The following is a 12,618-nucleotide window of genomic DNA, read 5'->3' on the forward strand; positions in this document are numbered from 1 at the left end:
TCGCCGCGTGGGCAGGCAGTCAACCGGGCGCGCGAGCAGGATGCGCCCGCGCGGGCCGAATACAGGGGTTGCCTTGAACGCATCGGCACTGTGGTGGGGTTTGCTGTTCGGCTCGATCGGCCTGGGCTTCTTCATCTATGGAAAAAGGCAGCAGGCGATCGTGCCGCTGGTCTGCGGCATCGCGCTGATGGCGTTTCCCTATTTCGTCACCGGCACGGCCTGGCTGATCGTCATCGGCATGCTGCTGATCGCGCTTCCCCGCTTCCTCAAGTTCTGAGCGCGCAAACGAAAGGCCCCGGCAATGCCGGGGCCTTTCGTTTGATCCGTGGTGGAGCGGATGGGGATCGAACCCACGACCTCCACGATGCGAACGTGGCGCTCTCCCAGCTGAGCTACCGCCCCACGGAAGCGACGAATATTAGCAGCGCACCGGCGCTTCGCCAAGACCCGCTGTGTGCAGTTCACCCCGGCAGCAGGCCCGGCAGCCGGTCGCGCAACACCTCGCCACGCCAGCCGTCGAGAAAATCCGGCCACTGGGCGGTGACCACGTATTCCTCCAGTACCTTGCGCGGGCACAGCAATCCCGGTGGCAGATCGAGATCGCCCGCGCGGGTATCGACCAGCTGCTTCATCTCGGCCAGCGCCTTCTTTGCCTCGCCCTGCGGATGGGCCGGGATGCGCGCGGTGGCGGCGACTTCCTCGGCGCTGACGGCGGGGACAAGCAGCTCGAACAATTCGCTGCGCTGGGCCGAGCGCAGAGCCCGCTGGCCACGACTGCGTTGTTCGAGATCGCCCGCTGTGGTCGGTGGCTGGTACGCCAGATTCAGCGCGAGGTTGTCGTCGAGCAGCCAGGGGCGCGGCACGTCCAGTCGTCGTGCGCTGCGGTCGCGCCACAGCAGCAGGCGGCGCAGCAGGGCCTGCTGTCCGGGTGACCATTCGGCGGCGCCACGCAAGGCGCGCTGCGGTTGCGGATCGCCATCGCGGTGGCTGGCGCGTTGCTTCAGCCGCGCACAATCTTCGGCGTGCCACGCGCTGCGGTCGCGCTGCTGCAGGCGTTCGGCCAGTTGCTCGTGGATCGTCTTCAGGTAGACCACGTCGAGCGCGGCGTAGCTGCGCTGCGAATCGGTCAGCGGTCGCTGCAACCAGTCCGAGCGGGTTTCACCCTTGTCCAGCTCGTCACCGGCCAGTTCGGCGACCAGCGCGCGGTAGCTGATACCCAGGCCCATGCCGACGAAGGCGGCGGCGATCTGGGTGTCGAACAGCTCATGCGGACCATCGGGCAGCAGTGGTGCGAGGGTTTCCAGGTCTTCGCTGGCGCTGTGCATGATGGTGACGGCCGGGCCGGCGCCGAGCAACGGCTGCAGCGCGGCGCCGATGTCGAACGCCAGCGGATCGACCAGTGCGTAGCGCCCGTTCCAGCCCAGTTGCAGCAGGGCCAGTTGTGGATAGAAGGTGTTGCGTCGCATGAACTCGGTGTCCAGGCCGATCGCCGCGTCTGTCGGTATCGTGGCCAGCCAGGCCTGCAGCGCGTCGGGGTGATCGATCCAGTCGGCGGCAGGGGGTTCGGGCAATGACATCGGTACTCCTCGAGTTTGACGCGGAACGGCGTGGACACGGATTGCCCTGCCGGCAGTTTGTGCCTATGGTGAGCAGCGCACGATAACAGGCCGCACCCAAGGACGCCCATCTATGCCGAACAACGCAACCCTGCGCCGTCAGCGCTTTCTTGGTGGTGCGTTGGGGGTGATCGTGCTGGGGTTCGCGCTGACCTACCATTTCTTTCCGCAGCTGTTCCATGTCGATCCGACCCTTGCGCCTCGCCGGTCGATGTCGCTGGGCGCGGCGGCGCCGGGAAGTGGCCTGCAGCCGGAACGGCAGGCGGCCATCAGCGAACTGAATGCCGGGCCGCCGCTGACGCTTGCGCCGGCGGCGGTGATCGCCGCGCGCAACAGCGCAATGGCCGACCTGCCCAAGCAGCTGAGTGTGGATCCGCCCGAGGTGCAGGCCCTGCTCGATCGTGCTACCAAGGCACTGCACGCCGGCGCGCTGGCCGGTGACGACAACAGCGCCGCAGCCTTGTTCGAGCAGGCGCTGAAGCAGAAGGCGGACAGCCGGCGCGCCGTGCAGGGACTGTTCGACGTGCGCGCGCGGCTGGTGGCGGAGATCGACCAGGACATCGCCGTGGGCGATGTCGACGCGGCGCGCGACTTGCTCGGCGCCTTGCGCACGCTACCCAACGCCGAGGCCGAGGTGGCGCAACTGGAAACCAGTCTGCAGACCTTGGAAAAGGTGCGCCCGATGCTGGCCAGGGCGGCCGGGCTGTTGCAGCAGGGCAAGGCCGACCGGCCTGCCGGTGGCAGTGCGCTGGACCTGTACCACGAGGTGCAGGCGCTGGACCCGCAAAACGCCGTGGCCGAGCAGGGCATCCTGCAGGTGCAGCGTGCGGTGCTGGATCGTGCCCTGGCCGCGGTGGCGCAGAACGATTTTGTCGGTGCCGATCGCGAACTGGCTGCGGCGCAGGTGATCCGCCCGGGCTCGCAGCAGATGCGCGATGTGCACCAGCGCGTCGACGACCTGCGCGAGCAGCGCGCGAGCGGCGTGCTGACCCAGGCTCATACGGCCCTGGATGCCGGCAACGTGGCGCTGGCCACCAGGCTGGCGGACCAGGCCGGCTCGATTGATCCGCAACTGCCTGCGCTGGCGTCTTTCAGCGAGCAACTCACCAACGCGCGCCTCTATGCCAGCTACAAACCCGGTCAGGTCTTCGTCGACCATTACGTCGATCTGCCGGGCAAGACGCCGGCGATGGTGGTCATTCCCACCGGCAGCTTCCTGATGGGCTTGCCGGCGGCGGATACCGACCGGATCGAATCCGCCCAGCCGCAGCATGCGGTGACCATCGCCAAGGGTTTCGCCATGGCGCGCACCGCGGTCACGGTGGCCCAGTTCCGCGAATTCGTGCGCGCCAGCGGCTACGTGCCCGACGCGGTCAAGCTGGGTGGCGCCAGCGTCTACGACGAACGCAGCGGCGCCTTGCGCGACGACAGCACGGCCACCTGGGAGGACGACTATGCCGGGCGCAAGGCCGACGACAATCTGCCCGTGGTGAACGTGTCCTGGGCCGACGCCACCGCCTACGCGGACTGGTTGCGCCAGCGCACCGGCAAGGCCTATCGACTGCCCAGCGAAGCGGAGTTCGAGTACGCGCTGCGTGGCGGCACGCAGACGCGCTACTGGTGGGGCAACGGCACGCCCTCGCGTCCGGTCGAGAATCTCACCGGCTCGGTCGACCGCTCACGCAGCGGCCGGCGCTGGAGCAATGCGTTCCGCGGTTACCGCGATGGCTATTGGGGGCCGGCGCCGGTGATGAGCTTCGCCGCCAACCCGTTCGGGCTGTACGACATCAACGGCAACGTCTCCGAGTGGGTGGCCGACTGCTGGCACGACAGCTACCTGCGTGCACCCACCGATGGCAGCGCCTGGATCAATCCCGGCTGCCGTGCCCACGTGCTGCGCGGCGGTTCGTGGGGCAGCTCGCCCGAACAGGTGGACTCGGCCTACCGGCAAGGCGCCAACGGCGACGCCCGCAGCGGTCGCGTCGGTTTCCGCGTGGTGCGCGAGTTGTAGCCCGACACGAAAAACCCCGCGCGCGGCGGGGTTCTTCAAGGCATTGGTACCGGTGAGAGGACTCGAACCTCCACTGTGTCACCACAAGCGGATTTTGAGTCCGCCGCGTCTACCATTCCGCCACACCGGCATGTGTGAGCGGGAGATTATGCCGGGTTCAGTGGACGCGGTCGAGTCCCAGCTGCCGAATGTCGCGACCGTACCAGCGATCTTCCGGCAGCGGCTGGAACACCGAGCAGCGCAGCATCGGGCCGGAATAGATGTGCAGGCTGACGGTGACGGCGTCGTCGCTGGGGTTGCGGATGCTGTGATATTCGTGTGGCGGTATCAGGCTGCCGGCTGAACCGGCGCCGGCCTGGATCGAGCCGACCGGCTGGAAGCAAAAGCGTTGTTCGTCATGCTCCAGCAATTCGTACTGCACGATTTCCAGCGCACCGTTCCACACGCCTTCGACGCACCACATGCCGTCGTGGTCATGGATCGGCGTGCCCTGGCCCGGACCCCAGGTCATCGCCACCACGCAATAGCCGTGGTCTTCGCTGCGATAGAGCTCGCGGCGGGCGTAGTGTTCGGCATTCGCCTCGAACACGCATTCGGGCAGGGTCACCGACTTGTCGCGGATCATCCGGCACAGGCTGTTGCGCAGGCTGTCGGTGAGTTCGTGGGTGGTGGGCTTGGCCACGGCGGCGTCGATCGCGTCGATCAGGGTGCGGCTGCCGGGGAAATCCAGGGTAAGCATGGCGGTCTCGGGTGGTGCGTGATGCCGGGCATCTTAGCAGCGGGAGGGTTAACGCGATGGCAGTCAAGTGACTCCCACCGACATCGTGGCGTGCTCAGGGCAGGGCGAGCCGGCTCAGGAAACCACCGATCGCATGGCTGTAATTCTCGATGTCGACCAGGAACGCGTCGTGGCCCTGCGGCGAGTCCAGCGCCACGAACTCGACCCGGGCGCCGGCGGCCTGGAGGCCTTGGGCAATCTGCTCCTGCTGCTGCAGCGGGAACAGGATGTCGGTGCTGACGCCGATCACCATCGCCTGTTCGATGCAGATGCGCTGCAGCCCTTCGTGCACGCTGCCGTGGCCGTACTCGGCGATGTCGAACCAGTCGCTGGCGCGCGACAGGTACAAATAGCTGTTCGGATCGAAGTTGCGCACGAAACGCTGAGCGTGGCCTTCCAGGTACGACTCCACCTGGAACTCGCGGCCGAACGGTTCGTCTTCGCGTTGTTCGGGATCGAGCCGGATCCGCGCGAAGCGTCCATTCCATTCCATCGCCGAGCGATAGGTGATCACGCCGAGCTTGCGCGCGATGCTCATGCCCAGGTCGGGATAGGCGCCGCCGTGCTCGGCATGGATGTCGTATTGGCCGTCGTTGAACTGCGGGTCGAGCCGGATCGCCTCGCGCTGCAGCGAGCGGATCGCGATCGCGAACGGTTGCGCCTGCGGCGCCGTGTCCACGCTGATGTGGGTGCGCACGCTGCCTGGATGCAGCAGCATGTAGGCCAGCGCGCTCATGCCGCCCATCGAGCAGCCGATCAGGCAGGCAAGCTGCTCGATACCCAGGCTGGCGACGACGGCATGGGCGGCGTTCGCGACGTCTTCCAGCGCCAGCTCCGGAAAGGCCAGGCGGTAGGGCTTGCCGGTGGCCGGATCGATCGAGGCGGGGCAGGTCGAGCCCTTGTCGCTGCCCAGCGAATTCACGCAGATGACGAACCAGCGCGTGGTGTCGATGGCCTTGCCGGGGCCGGCCATCTCCTGCCACCAACCGGGCGTCGGGTCTTCATCGCACGAGGTCATGTGAGCGCTGGGCGACAGGCCGGTCAGCACCAGCACCGCGTTGCTGCGCGCCGCATTCAGCGCGCCCCAGGTCTCGTACGCAACATGCGCATCATGGAGTTCGCCGCCGCGCTTCATCGCGAAGGGCGAGGGCAGGGCGAGATAACGGCGCGCGTCGCCCATCGTCAATGCACCTTGTCGATGCTGATCTTGATCGGTGTCTTGCTGTCCACCGCGACCACACCGGCATCGCCTTCGAGGTCGCCGGGCTGGGCGACCGGCTGACCGCTGTGACTGATCCGGGCGCCGACGAAGACCTGCGCCACCGTGGACAACTTGAACGCCGGCGTCATCGCCATCGCGTCGTTCAGCGTGACGGTGGCGGGCAGGCTGGCGGGATCGAGTTTCGCCACGGCCAGCGGCATCGGCGGGCCGTCCGGCGAGCGGGCATAGACGAACAGCACGTCGCCCGCGGCCAGTTTGTCTTTCAGTGCCGGCGCCAGCGCCACCTGGACCTGCAGCGAGGCGGTTGGGGCGGTAGCGTTGGCTTCAGCGGGGCGGGTGCTTGAGCTGCTGGCGGGCGCACCACCGGCGCGGGCATCGGCTACGGCGATCTGCTCGGCGACCGATCTGGCGACGCTTGATCCTGGCTCCAGCTGCGGTTGCAGCAAGCGCCAGGTGGCGGCGGCATCGCGATAGTCGCCGCGCTGGAAATCGGCGATGCCGAGCAGCCACAGTCCGCGCTGGCTGTCCGGTTGCAGTTTCACCGCGCGCTGCAGCAGCTCGCGTGCGCGGCCGTCGATGCGATGGTCGGCGCGCTTCATCGAGTCGTTCTCGGCCCAGCCGATCATCGCCTCGGCATTGTTCGGCGACAGCTTCAAGGCATGCTCGAACGCGTCACGTGCGTCGGCCGGCTGGTGCAGCATGCTGCTGGTCTGGGCCAGCAGCATCCAGCCCTGCAGGTCGTCGGGCTGCTGCTGCAGGTGGGTGCGCAGCTCGAGCAGTGCCTGCTCCATCGTCAGCGATGGCGGTGCCTGCGCGCTGGCGCCATTCAGTGCGGCTGGCGTGCCCACCAGCAGATACAACGCGCCGGTACCCAGTGGCAAGGCCAGGGCGATCAGCAAGGCAACGGCGAATACGCTGCGCGGTCGACCCGACTCGCGCCCCTGACGCAGCAGCGGCAACAACAGCACGGCCAGCGCTACCGCCACCATCACGGCAGCAGCTACAAGAAAAGCGATCTTCACCAGTCGTCCCCGGAATCGGTAGGTGTTTCAACCACGCTGCGCGCCGCGCGGCTGCGCTGGCGGATCACCGCCAGCATCACGCCGGCACCGCCGAGCAGAATCAGCAAGGGGCCGAACCAGAGCAGCCAGGTGCCCGAGCTCAGCGGCGGGTCGTACAGCACGAACTCCGAGTAACGCGCGACCAGGTATTGCTTGATCTGCTCGTCGCTTTTGCCGGCCTGCATCATGCGGAAGATCTGGTTGCGCAGGTCACGCGCGATCGGTGCATTGGAGTCGGCCAGCGTCTCGTTCTGGCACATCGGACAGCGCAGCTGATGAGTGAGGTGCTGGAAGCGCAACTCCTGCGCATGATCCTTGAACGGCATCGGCTCGATCGCCTGCGCATGGGCGAAGCCTGCGCACATCAGCAGCGCCAGGAATACCACGCGCAGGAGCCCGCTCGCGGGCGATGCTTTTCCGAATCCCGAATCCCGGCTTTCAACAGACGAAAGTCTGGTCATCCCCAATCCCGGCTTCACGGTGCCTCCTTCAGCATCGCCGCGATGGCCGGCTTCAGTTCCTTCGCCACCACATCGGGGGTGATCGGGCCGATATGCTTGTAGCGGATCACGCCCTTGGCATCGATCAAGAAGCTTTCCGGCGCGCCGTACACGCCGAAGTCGATCGCGGTCTGGCCCGGCTCGTCGGCGATCAGCAGGGCATACGGATTGCCATGTTGTGCCAGCCAGCTTTTCGCATCGGCCGGCGCATCCTTGTAGTTGTAGCCGACCAGGGCCACGCCCAGGGTCGGCGCCTCGGCGCTCAGCACCGGGTGCTCCACGCCGCATTCGATACACCAGCTGGCGAACACGTTGAGCAGGTAGGGCTTGCCGAGCAGGTCGGCCTTGCTGACCATCCGGGTGGGCTCGTACAGCTTGGGCAGGTTGAACGCGGGCGCGGGCTTGTTCAGCAGCGGCGTCGGGATCGCATTCGGGTCGTGCTGCGTGTTCCACCAGATGCCGAAGCCGAACAGGCCGACCAGCAGCATGAAGCCGATAAAGGGAAGCAGGCGGTTCATGCCTGGTTTTCCCGTACCTGCAGGGGCAAAGCTGCATCGGCGCCACCTTCGGCCTGCGCGGTGCGCTTGAGGCGGAAGCGCTTGTCGGTGGCGCAGACGATGCCGCCCAGCATCATCAGCAGGCCGCCGCCCCAGATCCAGCGGATGAACGGCTTGGTGTACAGGCGCAGCGCCCACGCGCCTTCGAGGTTGTTGGCGTCCATCGGCTCGCCCAATGCCACGTAGAGGTCGCGGGTGACGCCGGCGTTCACCGCCGATTCGGTCTGCACCTGACCGCGCGGATAGGTGCGTTTCTGCGGATGCATCACAGCAATCTGCTGGTCGCCGCGGGTCACCGTGACCGTGCCCTGGTCAGCGGTCCAGTTCGGTCCGGTGGTGTGATGCACGCCGTCGAAGCGGAAATCGTAGCTGCCGATGTGCTGGGTTTCGCCCGGCGCCATGCGCACGTCGCGGGTCACGCTGAGCGACTCGGACAGCAGCACGCCGATCACGAAGATGCCCACGCCCAGATGCGCCAGCAGCATGCCGGCCAGCTCGCCGGGATAGCGCCGGCCGCGTGGCATTTCACGCCAGCGCTTGTACGCATACAACAGCACGCCAACGACGATCCACACGCCGGCGGCGACGCCGACGATCGCCTTCAGGTTTCCGTCGACGAAGAAGGCGGCGATGATCGCGCAGGCCAGCGCAGCGATACCCACGCGCAGCAGCAGGCCCTTGAGTACCGGTGCGTCGCCCTTGCCCCAGCGCAGGAAGGGGCCGAATGGCATCAGCAGCACCACCGGCGCCATCAGCAGCGGAAACAGGAAGCCGAAGTAGGGCGGCCCGACCGAGATCCGGCCCAGGTTCAACGCATCGCCGATCAGCGGAAACAGCGTGCCCAGCAAGACCATGGCGGCAGCCACCGCGAACATCAGGTTGCCGATCAGCAGCACCGTCTCGCGCGAGACCACGTTGAACGCCTTGCCGCCGAGCACCTTGGGTGCCCGCAGCGCATACAGCAGCAGCGAGCCGCCGACCACGATGGTCAGGAAGGCCAGGATGAACACGCCACGACGCGGGTCCGAAGCAAATGCATGCACCGAGGTCAGCACGCCGGAACGTACCAGGAAGGTGCCCAGCAGGGACAGCGAGAAGGCGAAGATCGACAGCAGGATGGTCCACGCGCGCAGCGAGCCGCGCTTTTCGGTCACCGCCTGTGCATGGATCAGCGCGGCGCCGACCAGCCACGGCATGAAGCTGGCGTTCTCCACCGGGTCCCAGAACCACCAGCCACCCCAGCCCAGTTCGGCATAGGCCCACCAGCTGCCGGCGACGATGCCGCAGGTGAGGAAGGCCCAGGCCATGTTGGTCCACGGCCGTGCCCAGCGCACCCAGGCCTGTTCCAGCTCCCCGCCGAGCAGGGCGGCGATCGAGAACGCGAACGCCACGGAGAAGCCGACGTAACCCATGTACAGCATCGGCGGATGGAAGGTCATCCCCGGGTCCTGCAATACCGGGTTGAGGTCCGCGCCGTCGCCGGGCATCGGCAGCAGGCGGCCGAACGGGTCGGAGGTGAAGATGATGAAGGCAAGAAAGCCCACCGCGATCAGGCCCATCACTGCGATCACGCGCGAGGCGAACACCTCAGGCAGTTTCTGGCTCAGCGCGACCAGCGCGATCGTCCATACGTTGAGGATCAGGATCCACAGCAGCAGCGAACCCTCATGCGCGCCCCATACCGCAGCGATGCGGTAATACCAGGGCAAGGCCAGGTTCGAGTTGTCGGCGACGTATTGCACCGAGAAGTCGAAGCGCAGGAACGCCCAGGCCAGGATGCCGAACGCCATGGCGACGAACACCGCCTGTCCGGCAGCGGCCGGACGCGCCACTGCCATCAGCGCGCGGTTTCCGCGCCACGCACCGATCAGCGGCAGGATGCTCTGCGCCAGTGCCAGCAGCAGGGCGAGGATCAGCGCGAGTTGGCCGAGTTCCGGAGTCATGGCATTTTGTCCTGTGCCGCAGCGCCTTCTTCGATCTTCTTGCCTTCGTGTGCCTTGGCCATCGCGTCCTTCAGCTCTTTCGGCATGTAGGTTTCGTCATGCTTGGCCAGCACTTCGGTGGCGACGAAATGGGCGTTGTCCATGTGGCCGGTAGCGATCACCGACTGGTTGTCGCGGAACAGGTCGGGCAGGATACCGGTGTACTCCACCGGCATCGCGCCACCGGCGTCGACCACGGTGAAGGTGACCTTGAGCGAATCGCCGGAACGCTGGATCGAGCCGGCCTTGACCATGCCGCCGAGGCGGAAGGTCTTGTAGCTGGCCGCTTCGCCGGATTGCACCTGGCTCGGCGTGAGCAGGTAGTTCATGTTGTTCTGCAGCGCCAGCACGACCAGCACGGCGGCGACGGCGGCCGCGGCGAGGATCGACAGCACGATGGTGAGTCGGCGCTTGCGGGTGGGGTTCATGGGCATGTGGGCAACCGCCCCGGTCAGGGGGATGGTGGAATTGGAATGGATGGGCGTTCCCGGCGTGCACTCTGACGCGCCAGCCGGGCGCGAAGTTCACCGAGCACGCGGCGACGACGCAGGATCGGCGCGACGGTGTCGGCGATCAGCACGAGGAAGAACAGCGCGTAGGCCGGCCAGACATAGGCGGCGTAGCCACCCATGGAAAAAAAGACCTGCAAGGCGCTCATCGGTCGGCCTCGTCTGCGGCGATCTGACGCACCCAGTCCTTGCCGCCCTCGAGGTCGAGCAGGTCGGTGCGCACGCGGCGGAACAGGCTGGCGGCGTAGTAGAACTTGGTGGCGAGGGTCATCGTCAGCAGCGGCCACAGCATGTCCCATGACATGGTGGACTTGCCGAACACGTTGACCGTGCTGCCCTGGTGCAAGGTGTTCCACCAGTTCACCGAGAAATGCACGATCGGCACGTTGATGATGCCGATGATGGCGAGAAAAGCCGCGGCGCGCGCGCCCTGGCGGCGATCCTCGAACGCGTGGTACAGGCCGATCACGCCCAGGAACAGGAACAACAGCACCAGTTCGGAGGTGAGCCGGGCGTCCCAGGTCCACCAGGTGCCCCACATCGGCTTGCCCCACAGGGAGCCGGTGACCAGGGTGATGAAGGTGAACGCGGCGCCGATCGGGGCCGATTCCATCGCCACCACCTCGGCCAGCTTGATCCGCCAGACCAGCGCGATGAACCCGGCCACGCCCATCACGGCGTAGATGAACATGCTCATCCAGGCACTGGGCACGTGGATGAAGATGATCCGGTAGGCGTCACCCTGCTGGTAGTCCGCCGGCGCCAGTACCAGCCCGCCATACAGCGCGACCATGCCCAGCAGCAACGCCAGCGTCGTTGCCCACGGTTGCAGCGTTCCGGCGAAGCGGTAGAAGGTTGGCGGCGAACTCAGCCGGTGCAACCAGAGCGGGATCCAGTTAGACATGGTGAATCGTCATGCGTCCAGGGCAATACGAAGGGCGGCGGCGCAGGCCAGCGGCGCCAGTACCACGGCCAGCACCAGCGAGGCAGCGAGCCAGGCGATCGGCGCAAGCCACGGCAGACCCTGTTGGGCGGCTGCCACGGCGCCGGCGGCGAAGATCACTGCCGGCACGCAAAGTGGCAGCAACATCAAGGCCAGCAGCATACCAGAGCGCCGGGTACCGGCCGTCAGCGCCACCAGCACCGCGCCGAGCAGGCTGAGCAGTGGCGTGGCCAGCAGCAGGGCCAGCAACAGCACCGGAATCACCGCGCCTGGCAGGTGCAGCATCGCCGCCATCAGCGGCGCGATCACGATCAGCGGCAGCGCGGTGGCGATCCAGTGCGCAAGAATTTTCATGCCCAGCATCGGTGCCAGCGGCTGCGGCGCCAGCACCAGCTGTTCCAGCGAGCCGTCCTCGATGTCGCTGGAGAACATCGCGTCCAGCGCCAGCAGCATCGCCAGCAGCACGGTGACCAGCACCACGCCGCCGGCGATCCGCTGCAACAGGCTGTCCTCCGGCCCCAGTGCGAACGGGAACAGCATGGTCACGATCAGCGCGTACAGCACCGGCATCGCGATGTCGCCGCGGCGGCGCCAGGCCAGCGTGAGGTCGCGCCGCAGCATCGCGGCGCAGGCGGTGGCAAGATTCGGCGGGCTCATGGCTGTACTCCCTCCCCTGCTTGCAGGGGAGGGGTGGGGTGGGGTAAAGCTCTTCCGCAAGAGCGAACCCCCTTCCAGCCTCCCCCTGCGAGCAGGGGGAGGAGCTCATGCATGGGGCGTCTCGTCTCAGTCATGCAGGCGGATCCGTCGTGGCTCGCCACCGTGGAAGCTGACCGTGCCGTGGCTGGTAACCATCGCGGCGCCGCCGGCATCGGTATGCCGCTCCAGCAGTTCGTTCACCAGCGCGATGCCGATCCGGTCGAGATTGGCGTAGGGCTCGTCGAGCAGCCACAGCGTGGCAGGCAACAACAGCAGGCGAGCGAGCGCGGCACGCTTCTTCTGGCCGGCGGAGAGCCGGCGTACCGGTTCGTCCTCGTAACCGCGCAGGCCGATCGCGGCCAACACCGACGCCACGCTGACGCCCTCGCGCGAGCCATGCAGACCGGCAGCGACACGCAGGTTCTCGCGCGGACTCAGATCGGCCTTCAGGCCAAGCTGGTGACCGAGGAACAGGATGTCGCCCGCGCACTGGTCGCGCTGCAAGGGTTCGCCGCGCCAACGCACTGCACCGACGCCGATGTGCAGCAGGCCGGCCAGCATGCGCAGCAAGGTGGTCTTGCCGCTGCCGTTGTCGCCCTCGACCAGAGCCAGGTCCCCTTCGCGCAGCTGGAAATCCAGCGGCGCGAACACCGGTTCGTCCTGGCGATGGAAACTCAGGGCCCGCGCTTCGAGCAGGGGTACGGCGGTACTGGCAGCAGTCATTCCCGCGATTGTCCGCAATG

At 66.9% G+C, this 12,618-nt stretch carries 14 protein-coding genes and 2 tRNA genes; 2 read left to right on the plus strand and 14 right to left on the minus strand.

Annotated features, from left to right (window positions below):
• Positions 1–40: 40 nt before the first annotated feature.
• The gene (locus ACQGNJ_RS13060) at positions 41–277 is read left to right on the plus strand and encodes an LPXTG cell wall anchor domain-containing protein (RefSeq protein ID WP_426689687.1); all 237 of its coding nucleotides are present in this window, start codon (positions 41–43) and stop codon (positions 275–277) included.
• 49 nt (positions 278–326) lie between these two features.
• Here the strand turns inward: ACQGNJ_RS13060 and ACQGNJ_RS13065 are convergent.
• Both ACQGNJ_RS13065 and rnd read right to left on the minus strand, forming a co-directional pair.
• Positions 327–402: transfer RNA gene (locus tag ACQGNJ_RS13065), tRNA-Ala, on the minus strand.
• Between the two features lie 59 nt (positions 403–461).
• The gene (gene rnd, locus ACQGNJ_RS13070; RefSeq protein WP_426689688.1) at positions 462–1,577 is read right to left on the minus strand and encodes a ribonuclease D; all 1,116 of its coding nucleotides are present in this window, start codon (positions 1,575–1,577) and stop codon (positions 462–464) included.
• Between the two features lie 112 nt (positions 1,578–1,689).
• Between rnd and ACQGNJ_RS13075 the strand changes: the two genes are divergently transcribed.
• Positions 1,690–3,627 (plus strand): formylglycine-generating enzyme family protein, encoded by a 1,938-nt coding sequence (locus ACQGNJ_RS13075; protein WP_426689689.1) that lies wholly within the window; start codon positions 1,690–1,692, stop codon positions 3,625–3,627.
• A gap of 44 nt (positions 3,628–3,671) precedes the next feature.
• Here ACQGNJ_RS13075 and ACQGNJ_RS13080 read toward each other — a convergent pair.
• The 12 genes from ACQGNJ_RS13080 to ccmA form a co-directional block, all read right to left on the minus strand.
• Positions 3,672–3,757, minus strand: a tRNA-Leu gene (locus tag ACQGNJ_RS13080).
• A 27-nt stretch (positions 3,758–3,784) separates the two neighbouring features.
• Complete coding sequence (locus ACQGNJ_RS13085) at positions 3,785–4,366, minus strand: cysteine dioxygenase family protein (RefSeq protein WP_426689690.1); 582 nt, start codon at positions 4,364–4,366, stop codon at positions 3,785–3,787.
• A gap of 94 nt (positions 4,367–4,460) precedes the next feature.
• A complete protein-coding gene (metX, locus tag ACQGNJ_RS13090; RefSeq protein ID WP_426689691.1) occupies positions 4,461–5,585 on the minus strand; it encodes a homoserine O-acetyltransferase MetX in 1,125 nt (374 codons plus the stop codon).
• A 2-nt stretch (positions 5,586–5,587) separates the two neighbouring features.
• Positions 5,588–6,649: a tetratricopeptide repeat protein gene (locus tag ACQGNJ_RS13095; protein WP_426689692.1), complete on the minus strand. Its 1,062-nt coding sequence runs from the start codon at positions 6,647–6,649 to the stop codon at positions 5,588–5,590.
• Positions 6,646–7,053, minus strand: a complete 408-nt coding sequence (locus ACQGNJ_RS13100) for a cytochrome c-type biogenesis protein (RefSeq protein ID WP_426690053.1) — start codon at positions 7,051–7,053, stop codon at positions 6,646–6,648. Before ACQGNJ_RS13100 ends, ACQGNJ_RS13095 begins: the two co-directional genes overlap by 4 nt.
• A gap of 110 nt (positions 7,054–7,163) precedes the next feature.
• Positions 7,164–7,706, minus strand: coding sequence for a DsbE family thiol:disulfide interchange protein (locus ACQGNJ_RS13105; protein WP_426689693.1), 543 nt, complete (start codon positions 7,704–7,706; stop codon positions 7,164–7,166).
• Positions 7,703–9,688, minus strand: coding sequence for a heme lyase CcmF/NrfE family subunit (locus ACQGNJ_RS13110; protein ID WP_426689694.1), 1,986 nt, complete (start codon positions 9,686–9,688; stop codon positions 7,703–7,705). The genes ACQGNJ_RS13105 and ACQGNJ_RS13110 overlap by 4 nt, the downstream gene beginning before the upstream one ends.
• On the minus strand, positions 9,685–10,155 hold the full coding sequence (gene ccmE, locus ACQGNJ_RS13115; RefSeq protein ID WP_426690054.1) for a cytochrome c maturation protein CcmE: 471 nt from the start codon (positions 10,153–10,155) through the stop codon (positions 9,685–9,687). The genes ACQGNJ_RS13110 and ccmE overlap by 4 nt, the downstream gene beginning before the upstream one ends.
• Positions 10,156–10,178: 23 nt before the next feature.
• Complete coding sequence (gene ccmD, locus ACQGNJ_RS13120) at positions 10,179–10,385, minus strand: heme exporter protein CcmD (RefSeq protein ID WP_426689695.1); 207 nt, start codon at positions 10,383–10,385, stop codon at positions 10,179–10,181.
• On the minus strand, positions 10,382–11,140 hold the full coding sequence (locus ACQGNJ_RS13125; RefSeq protein ID WP_426689696.1) for a heme ABC transporter permease: 759 nt from the start codon (positions 11,138–11,140) through the stop codon (positions 10,382–10,384). The genes ccmD and ACQGNJ_RS13125 overlap by 4 nt, the downstream gene beginning before the upstream one ends.
• Positions 11,141–11,149: 9 nt before the next feature.
• Entirely contained in the window at positions 11,150–11,836 is a 687-nt protein-coding gene (gene ccmB / locus ACQGNJ_RS13130; RefSeq protein ID WP_426689697.1) for a heme exporter protein CcmB, read from the minus strand.
• Between the two features lie 126 nt (positions 11,837–11,962).
• On the minus strand, positions 11,963–12,598 hold the full coding sequence (gene ccmA / locus ACQGNJ_RS13135) for a cytochrome c biogenesis heme-transporting ATPase CcmA (protein ID WP_426689698.1): 636 nt from the start codon (positions 12,596–12,598) through the stop codon (positions 11,963–11,965).
• Between the last annotated feature and the right edge of the window lie 20 nt (positions 12,599–12,618).

It is taken from the genome of Rhodanobacter ginsengiterrae (assembly GCF_050026815.1).
Lineage (GTDB): Bacteria > Pseudomonadota > Gammaproteobacteria > Xanthomonadales > Rhodanobacteraceae > Rhodanobacter > Rhodanobacter ginsengiterrae.